This is a genomic window from Peribacillus sp. YIM B13482, assembly GCF_042787975.1.
Lineage (GTDB): Bacteria > Bacillota > Bacilli > Bacillales > DSM-1321 > Peribacillus > Peribacillus simplex_A.
Genome location: NZ_JBHZPF010000007.1, coordinates 47,823 through 67,739, shown reverse-complemented (window position 1 = coordinate 67,739; position 19,917 = coordinate 47,823). Strand labels below are relative to the sequence as shown.

Genomic DNA, 19,917 nt, shown 5'->3' with positions numbered 1-19,917 from the left:
CTTTATCATAGTTGTTGATTGGTTATAGTAGTATATAACCTTATTTGGGCAAGTATAAACATTTTATATCGAAATATATTTAATAAGTGGTGAAGCGGAACACCTTTTGTATGCGGTAGGTCAAGTATTTGAAGACAGGTAGTTTCTTTTGATATTCACTGTAATCTACCGTGTATGTTCCATTTTGATTTGTCCAAAGTCTTTGAAAATAGTTATCGACATCATAAGAAACGTCCGCATCATTTGGAGCGTGGATTTCAACATTTGCTTCAAGATTGTAGTCATCCAGATTGCGTGAGGTATAATTAGCCGATCCTCCAAGAATAATCGTTTCATTAGCCTTTTGGATCATCATCAACTTTGTATGGAACTGTTCTTTCTCTGTTTGGTACCAGCGGATCGAAATGTTTTCATCCCCCAGTTTTTCGAATTCAGCGGCAACTGGAAGATTAGGAAGACCGATTTTCTCACTTCCGAAAGCGTTTTGATTCGGATCCAATATCATTTGAATCTTCACACCCCGTTTAGCTGCATCGGTTAATGCCTCGACAACATCACGATCGGCAATGTAGAACATGGCAAGATGGATCTTGTCGCCTTTTTGTGCATCCTTTATTGCCTTAAGGACATGTTTATTGATTTTTCCTTCCGTTAGCAATTGTACCGATATTGGTCCTTTATCTGCAGATATCCCTTTTAATTCAGGAAATGACTTTGGGCCACCCGAAAATTTCGAAGTGGCTTCTTCTGCTTTAACAAAGTCGCCGATGATATTCCCATCCATCTGAAATGCAATATTGGAATGGAATCCACTCGCGTCATGAGGATTGGCTGATGAAATGATGGCCGTTTTTTCGGTAGCGACCACTTTTCTGTGATTGGCTTTAATGTTCATCAGTCTTAGATAAGAACGTAAGGTGACCTTTGGTGCGCTTTTAGCCATTGGATTCACAATCCATCCTTTCCCGCTTTCACCGAACCATTGGAAAAAGGTCCGATATACACCTGAATAGAGAGGATTCGGATCCCGAAGCCGGTCTAAGTTGGTAACGATGACCTCAATGCCATTTTTCTTCATCGTTTCCAATGCCTCTAACTGGTAGGCATTATAGGAAGTATTCACTTCATCAGTAATGAATATAACCTGGAGGTCAGGTTTCTTTTTCTTCTGTTCAACCAGTTTATCCTTCAGATTCTCGGTTAACTTTGGAAAGTTTATCTTTTCATCATAAAAAGCATTAAACAAAAACATATCGATTACGACAAAAGAATCTGCGTCCTCTATGGCTTGATATATGGTTTGGAAAATTCGCTGCTCATGTTGCAGATTCCCTTGCTCATCGTGATAGGAAAGGTCATAAATGAAATCCATATCCTCGACATGATGAACCTTCCCTTCATAAGAAATGCCATCAGGGAGAGGCTTGTAGCTGTTATAGTTGATTACGGCTGTAATGACGATCACAATGCTGACAAGCAGATAAAATCGTTTTCTTTTGTACCATTTTTTCATAGGGAATCCTCCAACATGAATAAATTGATTGCTAACTATCTAATTTCCCACTTTAGGGGTATATAGAAACATAAATCGTAATCTATGGAAAAAGGTAAGGCGATTAAGTTTGATATAATATAGTTTCAAAAAGTGGAAAGGGGCTGTGGCAAATGGAAAATCAATTATTAACAAATGATTGGTGGCCTCTATTGGAAGAGGAATTCAAAAAAACATATTACAAGGAGCTAAGGGGATTTATAAAGCAGGAGTACAGTCAGCAAGTCATTCACCCGGATAAGGATGATATTTTCAATGCGTTTCACTATACTTCTTATAAGGACGTAAAGGTTGTCATCCTTGGACAGGACCCTTATCATGGACCGGATCAAGCACATGGCCTTAGTTTTTCAGTTAAGCCGGAGGTTCGCATCCCACCTTCTTTAAGGAATATCTTTAAAGAGTTACACACTGATCTAGGACATGAAGTTCCTGATAATGGTTACCTTGTTGAATGGGCGGACAAGGGGGTGCTGCTATTGAATACCATCTTGACTGTCCGCGAGGGAGAGGCTCACTCACACCGCGGAAAAGGGTGGGAAACCTTTACGAATCAAGTTATTCGCCTATTGAATGACCGTCCGAAACCGGTTGTATTCATCCTGTGGGGGAAACCTGCCCAAACTAAAATCCCCTTGATTGATGAAACCCGTCATAAAATCATTAAGTCCGTCCATCCGAGTCCGTTGTCGGCCTCCCGTGGTTTCTTTGGCAGCAAACCTTTTTCCAAAACAAATCAATTGCTGATGGAAATGGGGGAATCTCCAATTGATTGGAAAATCTCGAAGCGATGATTGGGGCGAGAAAACGGAACGGGTTAATTGCATGGCGTGCAGTCATTTCTATATAACTTGGGATCCCAATTTTCCAAAGGGCTGCCGTGCTTTTCAATTCAAAACACCAAACCTGCCCTCCCTTGATGTCGTTCGTTCTTCAGGACAGCCATGCTTGAAATTTCAATCCAAGCCAATTAAAAAGTAGGGAATATGCAAGGTGTTTTCTTCTCTGATTTTTGCTATGCTAGTTATGAAAGTTTTGACCTGTATATAGACGAGGTGGTAAAGTTGGATATTTCATCAAGACAAATGTTAAATAAAATCGAAGAGCTTGTTTTGAAAGCGAAACAGGCAAATTCAGAGGATAAGGTACAGGGGTATGTAATCGCCATTAAATCCCTTTGCGAGGTAATGGTAGATGAAAAAGCTGGGAACATCAGCATTCCAAATCCTAACCCAATCACATTGACCCAACCCGTTATGTCGGCTACATCGAATGTAGAACCGGTTAAAATGGATGAGGCAAATGGGGAGTCCTTGTTCGATTTTTAAATTAGGGAAGGGAAGGCGAAATAATAGTGAAACTGTTCATCATTTTAGGTGCATTGAATGCGTTTATTGCTGTAGCACTAGGTGCATTCGGTGCACATGGGCTGGAAGGGAAGATTCCTGATAAATATTTAGAAATATGGAAAACGGCAGTTCAATATCAAATGTTCCATGCTGTGGGTTTATTAGTGCTCGGTTTATTGGCTGGGAAGATTTCAAGTCCGCTAATCAACTGGTCCGGCTGGCTTATGCTAATAGGAATCATCCTGTTTTCCGGAAGCCTATTCGTTCTAAGCGTTACGCAAATCAAAGTCCTGGGGGCCATCACTCCACTTGGCGGTGTCTCATTCTTGGTTGCTTGGGTCCTAATGGCCATTGCTGCATATAAATACTTGTAATGAAGGCAGCTGACCTTCTTAGGTCAGCCTTTTAAGATTCCATTTTGGAAAAAAGGTCATCCCAATAAAGAAGAGCCTCAGAATCAAATAGATTCTGAGGCTCTTCTTTATAGAATTTTCTTCACCTTGGCGAATAGGTGGCAAGCCCAGCGCCTCCAAATGGATACTCATATTCGATTTCTTCATCGAAGGTTATATAATCTAAGTATACCATCGGGATTAAGAATCGTTTTCCTGTTTGAGGGTCGCTAATGATCAAATGATCGCGCCCTGCAGCCTCGATGATTCCTTTGAAGATCTTTGCATTCCATTCCTTGTTGTTTTCAAACGTGGTATAAACAGTGACTAATTTCCCTTTATTCAAACGCAATATGTTCTCGATGTACGATGCTTCGACTGGAAGCATGCCAGGTACCTGTGGTCCGGAAGTGGCTGGATTCATCGGCATGGGCACTTGTTGTGGAGTACCTGCCTTAGTGGGCAGTTGTGGCTGGTATGATGGCTGTTGGTATGCTTGTTGCTGGTAAGGAGCCTGCTGCTGCCGCGGGTCAGACTCATTGTTTTCATATGGGTAATAGGGGCTTCCGCCGTACGGGTAATTACCATATGGGTTATTTTGTGACATTGCATTCCCTCCTAAAAGGTTTATTGGATTTTGTGGAATTTGGACAATCCGAGAATGTGGACTGGGAGAAACAGTGCGATTTATAGCGACCGGTAGTATTGTATTTGTTTACGGCTGTTCTGGACAATCCCCGGGTGGCTTAAAAAACCACAATGAATTTTAAGTGATACTTAACGGTTGCGTTCATGATTCAAGTCATATCCTCTTGTCGGCTAATGAATAGAAGTAACGTTCCTTCACCTCGCTGGAGTCAGGAATTGCCTTGGTCAATTTTCCTGATGCTGAATGGACTGTAAAAAAAATAAATTCATCACTATTGAAAATGTATGGGATGTGCATTGGATTTATTCCATAGCCGGGGAAAAATAAAAGGGAGGGGACGCAAAAAGAAAAAAAGCTTCCGGAGACCGGAAGCCCATCGCCTTATACGTATAAGAAAGAAGTAACGTTTTCTTCAGGCAGGATATTGCCTACAAAGAAAGAACCAAATGCAGCGTAACGTGCACTCACTTCATCAAAACGCATTTCATAGATCAATTTTTTAAATTGAAGGACATCATCTGCGAATAGTGTAACGCCCCATTCATAATCGTCAAAACCGACAGAACCGGAAATGATCTGTTTTACTTTGCCGGCATAACTGCGGCCAATCAAGCCGTGTGAACGCATTAAGCCTTTGCGTTCTTCCATGGAAAGCATATACCAATTGTCATCTCCATCACGACGCTTGTCCATCGGATAGAAGCATACATGTTTCGCTTTTGGAAGTATCGGATAGAGTCTAGAACGAACATGAGGGTTCTGATAAGGGTCCTCACCATCTCCACCTGCTAAGTAATTGCTTAATTCCACGACGGAAACGTATGAATAAGCGGGAATTGTATATTCGGCTAGCTTCGTTTTGTTGAATTCGTTTTCAATTGCATTCAATTCTTCCATGGTCGGGCGGGCAAACATAAGCATGAAGTCCGCTTTCTGACCAACGATGGAATATAGGGCATGGCTGCCTTCATTGTCACTTTGTGTCATATTCCATTTATCCAGTAAACCTTGGAATTCTGAAATAGCTAATTGGCGTTCGTCACTTGATAACGTTTTCCAAGAAGTCCAGTCGATCAAACGGAAATCATGTAAACAATACCAGCCGTCCAGTGTTTGTGCTGCTTCACTCATTTCGATTCACTCCTAAGTCTTTTAATAACTTTAAATATACCATAGTTTCAGTATAAGGAAATTTATATCAACCCGCAAACACCATCACTGTTTTTCGGTGTTCAAACAATTTTCAAATTTGCGGATTGGGAGGGACCAAAGTGGCTGGAATTTACCTGGCTGCTAGAGTATTCTTAAAAGAAGACGACTAGAAGTTTACCGAATGGTTAAATATAGGGAAAACAGGGGAAACGTATCTGAAAAGGAGGATGAGCCAGTGAGTGATTTATTTGAAATATTGGAATCGAAGGTTATGGGGCATAATTTAAAGATCGTTTTTCCAGAAGGATTGGATGAACGGATTTTGGGAGCGGCAGGCAGGCTTGCCAAAGCGAAACTAGTGACACCAGTATTGATCGGGGATATCGGGTTGATTCAAGAGAAGGCGAAAGATTTAAAAATCTCCCTTGATGCAATCGAAATATATGATCCGAAGAATTATATCATGATGGATGAAATGGTTGAAGCGTTCGTGAAGGTCCGTGACGGTAAAGCTACTGATGTACAAGCACGGGAAATCTTAAAGGATGAGAACTATTTTGGAACCATGCTCGTCCAAATGAAACTGGCACATGGAATGGTGAGTGGTGCAACGCATTCGACTGCCGATACGGTACGTCCTGCCCTAAGGATCATCAAAACAAAGCCAGGCGTCAATAAAACATCGGGCGTATTCATCATGGTCCGGAACGAAGAAAAATATGTGTTCGCGGATTGTGCGATTAATATAAACCCTAATTCTCAGGACCTGGCTGAAATTGCTATAGAAAGTGCGAAGACTGCACTAATGTTCGATATCGAACCGCGTGTGGCGATGCTGAGCTTTTCTACGAAAGGGTCGGCAATATCCCCCGAGACCCTAAAAGTCGCAGATGCTGTCGAATTAGCAAAAGAAATGGATGCTCAAATCATTCTGGATGGGGAATTTCAGTTTGACGCGGCATTCGTTCCTTCGGTAGCAAGAAAGAAAGCACCGGATTCTCTTATTCAGGGGGATGCGAATGTTTTTATTTTCCCAAGTCTCGAAGCAGGGAATATTAGCTATAAGATGGTACAGCGCTTGGGTGGCTTCGAAGCGGTCGGTCCGATCCTTCAGGGGCTGAACCGTCCTGTAAATGACCTTTCGAGGGGATGCAGTGAAGAGGATGTATATAAACTGGCTGTCATTACAGCGGTACAAGGGTTTGTGGCGCAGTATCAATAGGCAGCATGAGGATTAAATGTAGAGGGAGATTCATATGAGTGAAACAGATTCATTATTAATGCAGCAAGAGTGGCGGGTTATTGATCAATCTTCCGTTGGACCTCAGTTTCCTGCTCTGGAGTCCTTTGCGATGGATGATACATTTTGCACTTCCGTAGGTTCAGGTAAATCAGCGGCAGTGGCCAGAGCGTGGGTACACCATCAAACCATCGTAATGGGTATACAGGATACGAAGCTGCCTTTTCTTAAAAAGGGTTTGGAACATTTAGAAGAGCAGGATTATCAGGCCATCGTACGGAATTCTGGGGGGCTGGCAGTCGTGTTGGATGAAGGGGTCCTTAACTTTTCGCTCATCTTTCCTGAAAACGATCAGAAAATTGAAATCAATCGTGGATATGATGCAATGTGGGAGCTTGTCCAATTGATGTTTTCCGATTTCCAAGTAAATATGGAGGCAAGGGAAATCGTCGGCTCATATTGTCCTGGAAGTTATGATTTAAGTATAAATGGGCAAAAGTTTGCCGGTATATCCCAACGCAGGATTCGCAATGGCGTAGCTGTTCAAATCTATTTATGTGTCAATGGAAGCGGGGCTGAACGTGCAAGTCTCGTGAAGGGTTTTTATGATGCAGCTAAAGGAAATTCAGAAACGAAATTCGCCTATCCTGATATCGACCCTTCGGTTATGGCGTCCCTTTCAGAATTGTTGGGGGTGCAATTGAGCGTTCAGGACGTGATGCTCAGATTCCTTCATGTATTGAAGGCACATAGCGGAAGGATATTCTCTGACACTCTTTCTGTTGAAGAATGGCCGTTGTATGAGGCATATTTGAAAAGAGTGGTAGAACGCAACGATAAGGTATTCGATTCATTAAATGATTGATTTGCAAAAAGCCGTTCCAGTAAGTCAGGAACGGCTTTTTGCATTTAATACGACTTTAGCATTCACTGAAACTGTGAAGGGGAATGTATGATAGGTAGCAGAGATATAATCAACGAGCGTTTTTAGACGATTTTATTCCTTTTTCTTGGAACCATGAAAAAAGAGCCTTGTTTAGGCTCCTTCTTTCGGATGAACTTTGGTGATTCGGCCATTAGCATGTGGTTGATCTATGTAACTGAACCCCACATTATCTTATTACTCAGCCATTTTTTCCAAATTGCCATTCCGGTCCATCTTGAACTTAGTTGCCGGACGTTCCTCTTCCTCTAACAAGACCAGCTTTCTTGCCCGATTCATGATATTCATCAAAGTTTCATAATCTTCCTGCATCAAGCCGCTGTTTTGTTCAAGGTGGCTGATTTTATTCTCCAAATCTTCGTTTCGCTTTTTCAGCCCTTTGATTTCAAGCTTCAATCTTTCATTTTCGGTTTTTAATACTTCGGCTTGAAGCATACGGCCGTTCATAGATTCCAAATAGGCGATGACGGTATCAAGGTTCATGGCCTTTTCCAATGCCACAGGAGTGTGCTGTGGTTTAGGGGGGAGTGCTTCAGCCACAACGAATTCTTCTGCTGCTTCATAATTGGTAGTATCGACTTCGGATTCCAACTCTAGTTCCACTTCTTGTTCATGAGGAACCATTATGTCAGAAATCGTAGGGGACGGCGGAGTATAAAGAAGCCGTTTTTTCCCTCCTTGATCTTTTCCAAGAATCCTTTGCCGCTGCTTACGCTGTTTCTTGGCAAGGGATAGCGCTTTGTCATAATTATGGCGGACAACAGCATTCCAGCGGAATCCGCATGCGGCAGAGGTGCGATTCAACTTATCCCCTACCTCTTCAAAAGCATTCAGCTGAGTGCTGCCTTCCCGCACATGGCGCAATACCGTTTCTGCCAAAAGCAAATCATCTTCTTCTGTCCAGGCATCTTGACGAACCTTCATTTCTACATACTCCCTTTCTGGTAACTTTTAAAATAAACAACTATATAAAATTTCGTGTAGCAGGATTAATGGAGTGCTCTACTAGCATTTTGGACAAAATCTGGATTTTTTATACAAAAAGGTTAAAAGGATACTAGTTTTTTGATGAATTACATCATTTGCTAGCGGCGGCCCCTTCTTTTTCACATCATCCAGCCCTCTTGATATTCATAAGTAGAAACGGTAAAATACCCTTTAGTTATATAAATGGAATGAAACATAGTTTGTCATGGAAAGGATGGTGACCGGAGGATGTCCAATGAATTCAGAGTGTGCGATGACTGCTTGGCGGTAAACATTAAAACATTAATCCCCCGTCTTGAAAAGCTTGATCCCGACGCGAAAATCGAAGTGGGCTGTCAATCCTATTGCGGTCCTGGCAGAAAGAAGTCTTTTGCCTTTGTCAATAACCGTCCAGTTGCTGCACCGACAGAAGACGAGTTACTAGATAAAATCAATAAAAAACTAAAGTAGGATCCATGATATATAGGTAGAGTGGATTATTTGCTTTTGATAAATGGAACAAGTAATCATCACCCAGATTCAACACACTGCGGTGATTTTTTATTTCCTTATTTTCGAAACAAAACCAGACGGAAACTTCCGTTTTCTTACAAAATGACCCCTCTTACTAGCAAGGTGGAAGTTAGGTTTTTTTGTCAAAACACGCTATAATGTGTGCATCGAGATTATGAAAAAGAGGGTAGTTCATGGAATATTCCGCCGAAAAATTACAAGAAGAAAAAGTATTCAAGGACCCTGTGCACCGATATATACATGTTCGTGACCGGGTTATATGGGATTTAATAGGGACGAAGGAATTCCAGCGGCTTCGAAGGATCAAACAGCTGGGAACGACTTATTTAACCTTTCATGGTGCGGAACATAGCCGGCTTAGCCATTCGCTTGGAGTATATGAGATTGTCCGGAGAATCGTGGATGATGTTTTTGAGGGAAGACCGGAATGGAAACCTGAGGAACGGTTACTATCCTTGTGCGCAGCCCTTCTGCATGATTTAGGTCATGGTCCTTTCTCTCATTCTTTTGAAAAGGTGTTTGACCTGGATCATGAGCAATTCACGCAGCAGATAATCCTCGGCGATACGGAAGTGAATAAGATCCTCCTTAGAGTTGGGCGTGATTTTCCTAAAAAAGTGGCAGAAGTCATTGCGAAAACCTATAAAGGCAAATTAGTAGTCAGCCTGATTTCAAGTCAGATCGATGCTGATAGAATGGATTATTTACAGCGTGATGCCTACTTCACTGGCGTGAGTTATGGACATTTCGATATGGAAAGGCTTTTGCGTGTAATGAGGCCAAGGGAAGAACATGCCGTCATCAAACAAAGCGGGATGCATGCGGTTGAGGATTATATCATGAGTCGCTACCAAATGTATTGGCAGGTTTATTTCCATCCAGTTACGAGAAGTGCGGAGGTCATACTTACCAAGATCCTACATAGAGCGAAACATTTATATGAATCCGGTTATGAGTTTGCCCAAGAACCGAACCATTTTTATTCATTGTTCAAGGGAGAAGTGACTTTAACGGACTATTTGAAAATGGATGAAGCGGTGATGCTCTATTATTTCGAAGCATGGGAAGAGGAAAACGATGCGATTTTAAAAGATTTATGCACTCGCTTCGTTAACCGTAAACTATTTAAATATGTGGAATTCCATCCATCGAACAGTCAGATGAACAGGTTGATGGAATTAAGGACACTTTTCAAGAAGGCAGGCATCGATCCGGATTATTATCTTGTCGTCGATTCTTCATCAGATCTGCCGTATGATTTTTACCGGCCAGGTGAGGAAGAGGAGAGGCTGCCGATTCACTTGCTGAAAAATAATGGCGAAATTCGTGAATTATCACGTGAATCCGAAATTGTCGATGCAATTTCAGGGAAAAGAAGAACGGATCATAAGTTGTACTATCCAGCAGATTTATTGCGTGATGAATCTACGAAGAAAAATATAAAAAAACAAATTCGTAAGCTTTTGGAGCTATCGGATTAAAGTGGTACATTTTTGGTGAGGAGTGACGAGCCTTGTTTAAGGATCATGCAAACATTATCAATGCAATTTCTACTGCCGGTGAAATCTCGGGTCGGAAAAAATTACAAAAAATCGTTTATATCGCGAAGAAGCTGTCCTTCCCATTTCATGAAAAGTTTCAGTTTCACTTTTATGGACCGTATTCGGAGGAGTTGACCTTACGGATTGAAGAGCTCTGCGAAATGGGTTATTTGAATGAAGTAAGGGAAAAAAAAGCAGGCTATTATCAATATTGTTATTCGATAACGGATGCCGGCCAGGATTTCCTATCCATACAGGAAGTGGAGATGCCGGCACTTGAGGCATGCTTACTCGATATGAACGAACAGAATGCCCGGTTTTTGGAGCTGGTTTCTACGGTGTTATACTTTGACACGCTAGAAAAAGAGGAAGTCACCGAGAAAATTTTCACGCTGAAAAGCAAACAAAAATATACGCTTGAAGAAATTGATGAGGCATATGAATATATTGAGCAGTTAAAAACAAAAGCTAAGCCGAATTGATGGCTTAGCTTTTACCATTATGTAAATCTTATTGATCGCTTTTACGGACACCGGCTACTGCTAAATGATTTTTTGACATTTCTTCAATGAAAATCGTCACGGCTTCAGCTGGTGCTCCAGTTGTTTCCGTAACGGCTGCCGTCACCTTTTCAACTAAAGCCTTTTTTTGTTCGTCTGTACGGCCTTCAAGCATTTTGACTGTTACATATGGCATCTCTCATTCCCCCCTTCCTCTCTTATCTTGTAGTGTTTCACAATGGAAAAGTAATTGCAAGATGTGGAAGTCAGAGTTTTTTCACTTCTTGCTCTTTTGATGTATACTAACGGTAATAAATATTGGGGGAGAAGCTATTGGACCAAATAGAAAGATTTTTAGCTTATAGGTTGGAAGACCTTCCATATGTCATTGTGTCACTGTTAATCGCCTTTACGGTTCATGAATTTTCACATGCTTATGTAGCCTATAAGTTCGGTGATCCGACAGCTAAAAATGAAGGAAGAGTCACATTGAATCCGATTTCTCATTTGGATCCGATCGGAACATTGTTGATATTAATAGCTGGATTTGGTTGGGCTAGGCCTGTACCGGTTAATCGTTTTCATTTCAAGAATCCAAAATTGGCAGGAGTGCTCGTCTCTTTTGCCGGCCCGTTCAGTAATTTGCTTGTTGCAATTTTAGGGTATTTAATTTTTTACGGATTACTGGCGGCAGGCGTTGGACCTGATTTACCGTTTTTCATTCAGCCATTCTTCGAGATGCTCATCAACTTAAATATCCTTTTGTTTGTATTTAATCTGATACCGCTGCCGCCGCTCGATGGTTATAGGATCGTACAGGATCTTGTTTCAGCTGATTTGCGGGCAAAAATGACCCAGTATGAACAATATGGCTCCCTGATTTTTTTGATTCTGATCATCACACCGCTAAGCCGTTATACGATTAGCCCGATTTTGAACAATGTTGTGCCATTGGTAGGCGGCGCCTTGAATCAGTTCTTTACACTTTTGCTTTTTTAAATTATATGGAATGACAAACGATAAAGGGGGATACAAACATGGAAGAACAACCAAAGAAAAAGGTAGGCTTCAATATTATAAAAAACGACCCTACAGAAGGTCATGGCGGATATGGAGCAGGGGTTTTGACGCTCGATAATATCTCTCCGGTCATCATCGATGTGGATGCAGGTGAAGCCGAGGTCGATATCGGCGCGATGCATGCAAGGAGTGCAGTGGAAAAAGGGATTAAGTTTTTAAAGACTAAAGAGGAGGTCCCGAATGCCAAACCTTACTGGCTTGTTTGGGTGACCATTGAAGCCACTCAAAATGGTCCGCACTATGCAGGTGTGACAGCGTGTGAAATGATGGTCGACCGGTCAATTAGACGCGGTTACAAATCCCTTCCGGAGCATGTTAACCGGATGGATAAATCGCTTAAACGGCATATCATCGTCGAGGACATGGACGATAAATCAAAACGTATACTTGCAGACTTCCTGAAAAACCATGATGCAGGAATGTGGGAGCGCTCTTCAGCAAAGCTCAAGGAGTCATTGACGGTTTGAATTTGATTTAATGGATGAAATGTTAAGTTTAGTGAAAAATGCACTTGTAGGAAACGGATAAAATCAGTAAACTTAAAGACAGCAGTTTAGACACTGTGGAACTAGGACAGAAAAACCCCGAAGCCGCTACCGGCTTCGGGGTTTTTCGTTATCCCCATGGTTTTAAGACTTTTTTATACCACGGGGACTTTTTTTGCTCTCCTTCTTTTGGGGCATGTTTCGGACCCTTACCCTTAAAGTGCTCGGCACAGTATTCGACAGGTTCGGTTCCTTTAACATAATAAGTCAGTCTTGAGACAGGACAATCCTTTGTTGCCAATTTTCCGCTTGCGGGATTCACGTTTACCCCGATTACGTTTTTCGTTTCCTTAAACGATTTTGCCGGTTTCCCCTGTAGGCCCTTTTCCATATAGGAAGCCCAGATTTTCTTAGCATAGCTTTTTTCAGCGGGGATCTCGATCTTTTTCCCTTGATCATACCCAGTCCATACTCCAGCTACAAGCTCCGGTGTGTAACCGATCATCCAACTATCCGTCGGGGTGGAACCTGATTTGCCGGCATATGGGCGGGTCAGCTGGGAGTTGATGGTGCTGCCAGTCACTTTCGTATAGCCATTTAAGGTTTCATCGAAAACCCCTGTAAGCATTTGAGTCATGACAAATGCCTTATCCTCATCCAAAATCTGTTCTGGTTTCTTATTTTCATCAAAAATCACTTCACCTTTTTGATTTTCAACCTTTTTGATAAACACGGGTTCAACTTTCTTGCCACCGTTAGCCAGAATGCTGTATGCGTTCACCATTTCAATCGCCCTTACACCTGACGTACCGAGTGCCAAGGACGGAACTGCATCCATTTTCGCCGTGATGCCGAAACGATGCGCCGTATCGACCAATGTCTGTTCCCCAAGGAACAAGTGCGTTTTTACGGCGAAGATATTATCGGAAAGAGCTATGGCCTGGGCCATCGTGATTTCGCCTTCCGCATATTGATGGTTGTAATTATGCGGTGTGTAAGATGAGTGACCATCATCGAAAGAAAATGTAGTGGTCTCGCTTTTTAAGGTGGTAGACGGTGTGAAACCGTTCTCCAGCGCTGAATAGTATAGCAATGGCTTAATGGTGGAACCGGGCTGGCGAACGGCCTGCGTAGCTCGGTTGAATGGCGACTCCGCGTAATCTTTACCGCCGACCAGTGCACGGACCTCCCCGGTGTCCGGATCCATTGCCACTATCGAGGCTTGGATCCCTGAAGACTTGGGTATGATATTGGAGAGAACTTTTTCGGCAGCATCCTGCTGGGTTTCATCCAGTGTTGTATAGACCTTAAGCCCGCCCAGCTCGATCATCCGGTCATCTAAATGAAGCTGTGATTTTAAAGCCTGCTTGACTGCATCCTGGAAATAGGGAGCGGTTTTATTTGTAACCGTTCCGTGCTCACCCTTTAATGCAAGGGATGTTCGCAACGCTTCTGCGATATTTTGTTCTGAAATGTAGTTTTTGTTTTTCATGGCTTGAAGGACAACTCTCTGCCTTGATTTCGCTTTTTCAAAATTATCCAATGGAGAATAATTTGACGGCCCTTTTGGTATTCCTGCCAGCATGCTCGCTTCAGGAAGGGTCAAATCCTTGGCATCCTTGCCAAAGTAATATTGACTTGCAGCTTGGGCCCCATATGCACCATGGCCATAGTAAATCGTATTTAAATAACCTTCTAGAATATCCTTTTTTGAGTAATTCATTTCTAAACGTACCGTATAAAAGGCTTCATTAAATTTACGCGACCACGTTTTGTCATGACCAAGAAACAGGTTCCTGGCATACTGCTGGGTAATGGTGCTTGCGCCCTGGACTTTGGACATTGCCTTAATATCCGCAAGGATGGCACCGCCGATCCGTTTTATATCAAATCCATTATGAGTGTAAAATTGACGGTCCTCAACAGCGACAGTCGCTTTGATGAGCTGTGGTGAAATCGAACCCAGCCCGGCCCAATAACGTTTCTGGCCATTATCGGTTTCGCCGATCACATTTCCATTATCACTATAGTAAAGAGTGGACTGCGGCACGACCAAAGGAGGCGGACCTAATATTTTTGCATAAATCAGTAAAGAGAGAAGCAATACAAAGAGTATCGTGAGCCCGATTGTGGCAAGGATAATGAAGGCCCGTACATATTTAGTTGTCCTTTTGAATCGTTCGCTTGGAATCAATTCCATTGCTTTCACCTCTCTTATCAGAAAAGAATCTATTATCTATTACTATTATGGAAAAAAAAGAAATTTTTAAACATAAGAACTGCATTTATGAAATTTATCTTGCAATTCTGCTAGATTCGTCTATAATTTTTCTAGCTAATGACTATAACGATTTTGGGGAACCTATTAGGTGACTGACAATATGAAATGGAAAAGGAGCGTTAATAAATGAGCATTTGGTTTACTGAAAAACAAACAGAGAATTTTGGTATTACGATGAAAGTGAATCGTACTTTACATACGGAGCAAACTGAGTTTCAAAAGCTGGATATGATTGAAACGGAAGAGTGGGGCAATATGCTATTGTTGGATGACATGGTAATGACTTCACAGCGCGATGAATTCGTTTACCATGAGATGGTAGCCCATGTTCCTTTATTTACTCATCCTAATCCAGAAAACGTTTTGGTTGTAGGAGGAGGGGACGGAGGAGTTATCCGTGAAATCCTTAAACACCCAAGCGTAAAAAAAGCTACATTGGTTGATATCGATGGGAAAGTTATCGAATACTCAAAGATATTCTTGCCTGAAATAGCAGGCATGCTTGAAGATCCGCGTGTAGACGTACAAGTGGGGGATGGCTTCATGCACATCGCCAAAAGTGAAAATGAATATGACGTGATCATGGTCGACTCGACTGAACCTGTTGGACCTGCTGTCAATTTATTCACTAAAGGTTTTTATGCCGGGATTTCCAAAGCTTTGAAAGAAGATGGGATTTTTGTGGCACAATCAGATAATCCTTGGTTTAAGGCAGACTTAATTCGTGATGTACAACGTGATGTGAAAGAAATATTCCCAATCACTAGCCTTTATTTAGCGAATATCCCGACGTATCCAAGCGGCCTTTGGGCGTTCACCATCGGATCAAAAAAATATAATCCATTAGAAGTGACAGAAGACCGTTTCCATGAAATCGAAACGAAATATTATACAAAAGAACTTCATAAAGCAGCTTTCGTCCTGCCTAAATTCGTTCAAGACTTAGTGAAATAAGGGGGGCATGACAATGAAATTCGATGAAGCCTATTCAGGCAATGTATTCATTAAAAGCCATCCCGTTTTTGAGGAATCTGAAGCTGTGCTATACGGTATGCCGATGGACTGGACGGTAAGTTTCCGTCCGGGCTCTCGCTTTGGCCCTACCCGGATTCGTGAAGTTTCGATTGGTTTGGAAGAGTACAGCCCGTATTTAGATCGTGAATTAGAGGAAGTTAAATTCTTTGATGCAGGGGATATTCCATTACCATTCGGTAATCCGCAGCGCAGCATCGATATGATTGAAAAATTTGTCGACAGCGTGTTGGATGCAGGTAAGTTCCCAATGGGGATGGGAGGGGAACACCTTGTCACATGGCCTGTCATTAAAGCCATGTACAAAAAGTATCCCGATATGGCCATCATCCATATGGATGCCCATACAGACTTACGTGAGGACTATGAGGGCGAGCCGCTTTCCCATGCGTCCATCATCCGTAAATCTGCGGAACTTATCGGTCCGAAAAATGTATACTCTTTCGGCATTCGTTCCGGTTTGAAGGAAGAATTCCAATGGGCAAAAGAAAACGGCATGCACATCTCTAAATTTGAAGTTCTTGAACCTCTGAAAGAAGTACTGCCGCAGTTGGCAGGTCGTCCTGTATATGTGACGATCGACATCGATGTTCTAGATCCTGCACATGCGCCAGGAACAGGCACCGTAGATTGTGGGGGCATCACTTCAAAAGAGCTTTTAGCTTCGATTCATGAGATAGCCCGTTCTGAAATTAATGTAGTCGGCTGCGATTTAGTTGAAGTGGCACCGATTTATGATCCATCCGAGCAAACGGCGAACACGGCGAGCAAGCTGATTCGCGAAATGCTTTTAGGTTGGGTACAAAAAGGTTAATGGATGGAAGACTTGACTGTTCCTGTTTTTTAGCGGGGATGGTCTTTTTTTCATCCAATCCGGAAAAGAATTTTACACCTGATGGACTCTTTTTTAATAATTCCACCCCAATGAGTCATTCTTGCGTTAAAATCAAATGAATTGCTACAATATGATTTCGCAAGTTTATCCTCACTTTATTGGATTTACACTTTATTTTCCCGCTCCAAGTTGAAACTTCCTTGAAGAATATTTATACTTATAAAGTTAAGAACGACATGATGAAGGAAGTGTAGCTTTGACTCTTCATGATATAGATAAGCATACTATTAAAGTGACTTTACAAACAAAAATCAAGCACGGCTCAGAAACGGAAACGTATGAGCTGGTCACTTTTGGTACAAAAATGTATAAAGGTTCAGACTTATATTTGCAATATAAAGAGGAAAATGAAGCCGGTCAAACACAAACGACCATCAAGCACAAAACGGATGAAACGATCCTGCTTAGAAATGGTGCCATTAAAATGAGGCAGCTTTTCCGCTTGCAGGAAGCGACAAATGGACATTATGAAAGTATATACGGCAGGTTAGGGTTACGGACGACCGCGAAAAAAATTCATCATCAATGGGATGAGCAGTCCAAACAAGGGAAACTTGTCCTTAAATATACGTTACATATGCAGGGAAGCGAACCCGGTCAATATGAGATGACGATTTCCTATAAGGAGGAAGCATAGCACATGAATATAGTAAAAGAGGTACAGGAAAAACTGAAAGAAGAAATTAAAGCGGCAGTCATTAAAGCTGGTTTAGCAACGGAAGAGCAGATTCCAAACGTTGTATTGGAACTTCCAAGAGATAAAACACACGGAGATTATTCCACGAATATGGCCATGCAATTAACGAAGATTGCAAAGAAAGCACCAAAAATGATAGCGGAAGCAATCATCGAAAACTTTGACAATTCAAAAGCATCCATCGAAAAAATTGAAATTGCTGGTCCAGGATTCATAAATTTCTACATGAATAATTCTTATTTGACAGAATTGATTCCAGTTATTTTGAAAGTGGATGGAGCATATGGGGAAAGTGACTTTGGAAAAGGCGAAAAAGTCCAAGTGGAGTTCGTTTCAGCGAATCCGACCGGTGATCTCCATCTCGGCCATGCCCGCGGTGCAGCAGTGGGTGATACGTTATGTAATATCCTGTCTAAAGCAGGTTATGATGTTTCACGTGAATATTACATCAATGATGCAGGAAACCAAATCAATAATTTGGCCTTTTCCATCGAAGCACGTTATTTCCAAGCACTTGGCCTCGAAAAGGATATGCCTGAGGGTGGTTATCATGGCGAAGATATCATTGGCATCGGTAAAACGCTTGCCAGTGAATATGGGGATAAATATGTAAATGCAGATGAAAAAGAGCGTTTTGAATTTTTCCGAGAGTACGGCTTGAAATATGAAATGGAAAAACTGAAAACAGACTTGGGGAATTTCCGTGTCGGATTTGATGTATGGTACTCCGAAACTTCCCTATATCAAGACGGTAAGATTGATGAAGCACTCAAAGTGTTGAGGGAAAGAGGCCATGTCTACGAGGAAGATGGGGCTACATGGTTCCGCTCTACAGAATTAGGCGATGATAAAGACCGCGTGCTTATTAAACAGGATGGGTCCTACACATATCTGACACCGGATATTGCCTATCACCGTAATAAACTGGAGCGCGGCTTTGAAACGTTGATCAATATCTGGGGTGCGGACCACCACGGCTATATACCGCGTATGAAAGCAGCGATCGAAGCATTAGGGTACAAACGCGAGCAGCTTGAAGTAGAAATCATCCAGCTTGTTCACCTGTATAAAGACGGCGAGAAAATGAAGATGAGTAAGCGTACCGGTAAAGCCGTCACGATGCGTGATCTTATTGATGAAGTGGGTCTGGATGCAACACGTTATTTCTTTGCAATGAGAAGTGCGGATACTCATATGGACTTCGATTTGGATCTTGCGGTATCACAATCCAATGATAATCCGGTTTATTATGCGCAATATGCTCACGCCCGTATTTCCAGCATTTTACGCCAAGGTGTGGAACAAGGGATCAGCTATGAAGGGGTCACTGATTTCTCGGCCCTTTCTACTGAAAAAGAAGTGGAGCTTCTGAAGAAATTAGGTGAGTTCCCGCAGGCAATAGCGGAAGCTGCCGAAAAACGTATGCCTCACCGCATGACGAATTATATATTCGACTTGGCTTCTACATTCCACAGTTTTTACAATGCCGATAAGGTTTTGGATGTTGAAAAGATGGAAAGAAGTAAGGCACGTCTAGGACTGGTCAAATCCGTCCAAATTACTTTAAAGAATGCATTAGCTATAATCGGGGTTTCGGCGCCGGAAAAAATGTAAAGGAAAAAGCGTCTGTTTCTAACGAAACAGACGCTTTTTTTAATTTGATTAACACTCGATGGCACCGCCGCATACCCTTTTTACACCACGTACCTTAGCTATATCTTCAATCAGCTGCAACATCGCCCGGTCCTTCATCTTGGCTTCAATCATGAAATCCACGTCTTGTCCAAGTCCCTTAAGCACTTTAAAAAGGGGCATGATGAATTCCAAATCGATATAATCAGCATGCGAGCGAAATTCACCTGCCGATTTCGGGGATGAAATATGAATCTTTGGTACCGCCCCTGCCTGACTCCAAGTGGTGAACACCTCGGTGAGCAGCTCGTTAAGAGGCTCAGTTGAAAGGTTTGCGAGATGGTGGTGGTAATCAAAGACAAGTGGAATGCCTTCCTTCTTACATACCCTCAGGGTTTCTGATGCTGTATAGGTTTTATCATCATTCTCCAAGGTCATTCTTTCCTTGACGTGGATAGGAAGCGATTTAAGATTGTCATGAACCCTTACTATGGCGGAATCTTTGTCACCATAGGCTCCGCCGACATGGATATTGATAAAAGAAGAGTCTGCAATGCCCATTGCATCAAGCATTTTATAATGGAACTCCATATCTTTTACGGCATTTTGTGTAATCTCGGGTTTAGGGCTGGTAAACAGCGTAAACTGATTGGGATGGAAGCTAATCCTCATCTTATGTTCAGAAACCCAATCTCCAAGCTGTTTCCACTCTCTTCTAAAAGGAGTGACGAAATCCCATTCTATTTCGGGATGCGTGGCTAAAGGAACAATTGAACTGGACATCCGGTATATTTCTATTTGGTGGGCCGTGTTATATTGAAGGACCCTTAAGGTATTTTCAATGTTCTGCCTAGTCACACTCAGCAGTTTTTCCATCCCTTTTTCCGGGCCAAGTGTGCTATATCGCTTGAAAGTAAGTGTCTTAGCTGGAGAAGCTTCCCATAAACAGGTTGCGTTGGATACAAATCCAAATCTTATTTTCATTATATTTTCTCCT

The 19,917-nt window shown here is 42.1% G+C and carries 21 protein-coding genes; 14 read left to right on the top strand and 7 right to left on the bottom strand.

The genetic code is table 11. From position 1 onward, the window contains the following. Positions 1 to 79: 79 nt before the first annotated feature. Positions 80 to 1,513 carry a phospholipase D family protein gene (locus tag ACFX4L_RS06080; protein ID WP_377382709.1) on the bottom strand — a complete coding sequence of 478 codons (1,434 nt, stop codon included), beginning with the start codon at positions 1,511 to 1,513 and terminating at the stop codon, positions 80 to 82. A gap of 152 nt (positions 1,514 to 1,665) precedes the next feature. Here ACFX4L_RS06080 and ACFX4L_RS06075 point away from each other — a divergent pair, with 152 nt between their 5' ends. The 3 genes from ACFX4L_RS06075 to ACFX4L_RS06065 all read left to right on the top strand — a co-directional run bounded on the left by ACFX4L_RS06075 (position 1,666) and on the right by ACFX4L_RS06065 (position 3,275). After that, on the top strand, positions 1,666 to 2,346 hold the full coding sequence (locus ACFX4L_RS06075) for a uracil-DNA glycosylase (protein WP_089362047.1): 681 nt from the start codon (positions 1,666 to 1,668) through the stop codon (positions 2,344 to 2,346). Positions 2,347 to 2,616: 270 nt separating this feature from the next. Beyond that, complete coding sequence (locus tag ACFX4L_RS06070; RefSeq protein WP_061465786.1) at positions 2,617 to 2,880, top strand: YwdI family protein; 264 nt, start codon at positions 2,617 to 2,619, stop codon at positions 2,878 to 2,880. 26 nt (positions 2,881 to 2,906) lie between these two features. Beyond that, complete coding sequence (locus ACFX4L_RS06065) at positions 2,907 to 3,275, top strand: DUF423 domain-containing protein (protein WP_061466320.1); 369 nt, start codon at positions 2,907 to 2,909, stop codon at positions 3,273 to 3,275. Positions 3,276 to 3,396: 121 nt separating this feature from the next. Here ACFX4L_RS06065 and gerQ read toward each other — a convergent pair whose 3' ends face one another. Further along, positions 3,397 to 3,900, bottom strand: coding sequence for a spore coat protein GerQ (gene gerQ, locus ACFX4L_RS06060; protein WP_284469171.1), 504 nt, complete (start codon positions 3,898 to 3,900; stop codon positions 3,397 to 3,399). A gap of 423 nt (positions 3,901 to 4,323) precedes the next feature. Continuing rightward, entirely contained in the window at positions 4,324 to 5,073 is a 750-nt protein-coding gene (hemQ, locus tag ACFX4L_RS06055; RefSeq protein WP_061465782.1) for a hydrogen peroxide-dependent heme synthase, read from the bottom strand. Between the two features lie 256 nt (positions 5,074 to 5,329). Between hemQ and pta the strand changes: the two genes are divergently transcribed. Both pta and lipL read left to right on the top strand, forming a co-directional pair. After that, entirely contained in the window at positions 5,330 to 6,316 is a 987-nt protein-coding gene (pta, locus tag ACFX4L_RS06050) for a phosphate acetyltransferase (RefSeq protein WP_061466318.1), read from the top strand. Positions 6,317 to 6,350: 34 nt separating this feature from the next. Next, on the top strand, positions 6,351 to 7,199 hold the full coding sequence (lipL, locus tag ACFX4L_RS06045) for an octanoyl-[GcvH]:protein N-octanoyltransferase (RefSeq protein WP_284469172.1): 849 nt from the start codon (positions 6,351 to 6,353) through the stop codon (positions 7,197 to 7,199). Positions 7,200 to 7,454: 255 nt separating this feature from the next. Here the strand turns inward: lipL and ACFX4L_RS06040 are convergent, their stop codons facing one another. Further along, the gene (locus ACFX4L_RS06040; RefSeq protein ID WP_284469173.1) at positions 7,455 to 8,201 is read right to left on the bottom strand and encodes an RsfA family transcriptional regulator; all 747 of its coding nucleotides are present in this window, start codon (positions 8,199 to 8,201) and stop codon (positions 7,455 to 7,457) included. Between the two features lie 291 nt (positions 8,202 to 8,492). On the opposite strand from ACFX4L_RS06040, the gene ACFX4L_RS06035 reads away from it, so the two are divergent. The 3 genes from ACFX4L_RS06035 to ACFX4L_RS06025 all read left to right on the top strand — a co-directional run bounded on the left by ACFX4L_RS06035 (position 8,493) and on the right by ACFX4L_RS06025 (position 10,800). Beyond that, positions 8,493 to 8,714 (top strand): YuzB family protein, encoded by a 222-nt coding sequence (locus tag ACFX4L_RS06035; protein ID WP_048683566.1) that lies wholly within the window; start codon positions 8,493 to 8,495, stop codon positions 8,712 to 8,714. Positions 8,715 to 8,950: 236 nt separating this feature from the next. Beyond that, the gene (locus tag ACFX4L_RS06030) at positions 8,951 to 10,258 is read left to right on the top strand and encodes an HD domain-containing protein (RefSeq protein ID WP_061465776.1); all 1,308 of its coding nucleotides are present in this window, start codon (positions 8,951 to 8,953) and stop codon (positions 10,256 to 10,258) included. A 32-nt stretch (positions 10,259 to 10,290) separates the two neighbouring features. Further along, positions 10,291 to 10,800 (top strand): YwgA family protein, encoded by a 510-nt coding sequence (locus ACFX4L_RS06025; RefSeq protein ID WP_076368383.1) that lies wholly within the window; start codon positions 10,291 to 10,293, stop codon positions 10,798 to 10,800. A gap of 28 nt (positions 10,801 to 10,828) precedes the next feature. Here ACFX4L_RS06025 and ACFX4L_RS06020 read toward each other — a convergent pair whose 3' ends face one another. After that, positions 10,829 to 11,014: a 2-hydroxymuconate tautomerase gene (locus tag ACFX4L_RS06020; RefSeq protein ID WP_061465772.1), complete on the bottom strand. Its 186-nt coding sequence runs from the start codon at positions 11,012 to 11,014 to the stop codon at positions 10,829 to 10,831. A gap of 146 nt (positions 11,015 to 11,160) precedes the next feature. On the opposite strand from ACFX4L_RS06020, the gene ACFX4L_RS06015 reads away from it, so the two are divergent. Both ACFX4L_RS06015 and ACFX4L_RS06010 read left to right on the top strand, forming a co-directional pair. Then, positions 11,161 to 11,817 (top strand): site-2 protease family protein, encoded by a 657-nt coding sequence (locus ACFX4L_RS06015; RefSeq protein WP_089362111.1) that lies wholly within the window; start codon positions 11,161 to 11,163, stop codon positions 11,815 to 11,817. A 38-nt stretch (positions 11,818 to 11,855) separates the two neighbouring features. Beyond that, positions 11,856 to 12,365 (top strand): YwhD family protein, encoded by a 510-nt coding sequence (locus ACFX4L_RS06010; RefSeq protein ID WP_089362042.1) that lies wholly within the window; start codon positions 11,856 to 11,858, stop codon positions 12,363 to 12,365. A gap of 148 nt (positions 12,366 to 12,513) precedes the next feature. Here ACFX4L_RS06010 and ACFX4L_RS06005 read toward each other — a convergent pair whose 3' ends face one another. Next, positions 12,514 to 14,583, bottom strand: coding sequence for a transglycosylase domain-containing protein (locus ACFX4L_RS06005; protein ID WP_284469176.1), 2,070 nt, complete (start codon positions 14,581 to 14,583; stop codon positions 12,514 to 12,516). Positions 14,584 to 14,790: 207 nt separating this feature from the next. Between ACFX4L_RS06005 and speE the strand changes: the two genes are divergently transcribed. From speE to argS, 4 genes are all read left to right on the top strand, one after another. After that, the gene (speE, locus tag ACFX4L_RS06000) at positions 14,791 to 15,618 is read left to right on the top strand and encodes a spermidine synthase (protein ID WP_061465766.1); all 828 of its coding nucleotides are present in this window, start codon (positions 14,791 to 14,793) and stop codon (positions 15,616 to 15,618) included. A 13-nt stretch (positions 15,619 to 15,631) separates the two neighbouring features. Then, entirely contained in the window at positions 15,632 to 16,510 is an 879-nt protein-coding gene (gene speB, locus ACFX4L_RS05995) for an agmatinase (RefSeq protein WP_061465765.1), read from the top strand. Positions 16,511 to 16,787: 277 nt separating this feature from the next. Further along, positions 16,788 to 17,228 carry a YwiB family protein gene (locus ACFX4L_RS05990; protein WP_061465763.1) on the top strand — a complete coding sequence of 147 codons (441 nt, stop codon included), beginning with the start codon at positions 16,788 to 16,790 and terminating at the stop codon, positions 17,226 to 17,228. Between the two features lie 3 nt (positions 17,229 to 17,231). Further along, complete coding sequence (gene argS / locus ACFX4L_RS05985; protein ID WP_377404180.1) at positions 17,232 to 18,902, top strand: arginine--tRNA ligase; 1,671 nt, start codon at positions 17,232 to 17,234, stop codon at positions 18,900 to 18,902. Positions 18,903 to 18,950: 48 nt separating this feature from the next. Here the strand turns inward: argS and uvsE are convergent, their stop codons facing one another. Continuing rightward, positions 18,951 to 19,904 (bottom strand): UV DNA damage repair endonuclease UvsE, encoded by a 954-nt coding sequence (uvsE, locus tag ACFX4L_RS05980; RefSeq protein WP_377382703.1) that lies wholly within the window; start codon positions 19,902 to 19,904, stop codon positions 18,951 to 18,953. Positions 19,905 to 19,917: the final 13 nt, after the last annotated feature.

What these genes read in the sequence shown, in the direction of transcription:
- ACFX4L_RS06080 (WP_377382709.1), bottom strand. Translation starts at nt 1,513, where the DNA reads ATGAAAAAATGGTACAAAAGAAAACGATTTTATCTGCTTGTCAGCATT.
- ACFX4L_RS06075 (WP_089362047.1), top strand. Translation starts at nt 1,666, where the DNA reads ATGGAAAATCAATTATTAACAAATGATTGGTGGCCTCTATTGGAAGAG.
- gerQ (WP_284469171.1), bottom strand. Translation starts at nt 3,900, where the DNA reads ATGTCACAAAATAACCCATATGGTAATTACCCGTACGGCGGAAGCCCC.
- hemQ (WP_061465782.1), bottom strand. Translation starts at nt 5,073, where the DNA reads ATGAGTGAAGCAGCACAAACACTGGACGGCTGGTATTGTTTACATGAT.
- lipL (WP_284469172.1), top strand. Translation starts at nt 6,351, where the DNA reads ATGAGTGAAACAGATTCATTATTAATGCAGCAAGAGTGGCGGGTTATT.
- ACFX4L_RS06040 (WP_284469173.1), bottom strand. Translation starts at nt 8,201, where the DNA reads ATGAAGGTTCGTCAAGATGCCTGGACAGAAGAAGATGATTTGCTTTTG.
- ACFX4L_RS06035 (WP_048683566.1), top strand. Translation starts at nt 8,493, where the DNA reads ATGTCCAATGAATTCAGAGTGTGCGATGACTGCTTGGCGGTAAACATT.
- ACFX4L_RS06030 (WP_061465776.1), top strand. Translation starts at nt 8,951, where the DNA reads ATGGAATATTCCGCCGAAAAATTACAAGAAGAAAAAGTATTCAAGGAC.
- ACFX4L_RS06020 (WP_061465772.1), bottom strand. Translation starts at nt 11,014, where the DNA reads ATGCCATATGTAACAGTCAAAATGCTTGAAGGCCGTACAGACGAACAA.
- ACFX4L_RS06010 (WP_089362042.1), top strand. Translation starts at nt 11,856, where the DNA reads ATGGAAGAACAACCAAAGAAAAAGGTAGGCTTCAATATTATAAAAAAC.
- ACFX4L_RS06005 (WP_284469176.1), bottom strand. Translation starts at nt 14,583, where the DNA reads ATGGAATTGATTCCAAGCGAACGATTCAAAAGGACAACTAAATATGTA.
- speE (WP_061465766.1), top strand. Translation starts at nt 14,791, where the DNA reads ATGAGCATTTGGTTTACTGAAAAACAAACAGAGAATTTTGGTATTACG.
- speB (WP_061465765.1), top strand. Translation starts at nt 15,632, where the DNA reads ATGAAATTCGATGAAGCCTATTCAGGCAATGTATTCATTAAAAGCCAT.
- argS (WP_377404180.1), top strand. Translation starts at nt 17,232, where the DNA reads ATGAATATAGTAAAAGAGGTACAGGAAAAACTGAAAGAAGAAATTAAA.
- uvsE (WP_377382703.1), bottom strand. Translation starts at nt 19,904, where the DNA reads ATGAAAATAAGATTTGGATTTGTATCCAACGCAACCTGTTTATGGGAA.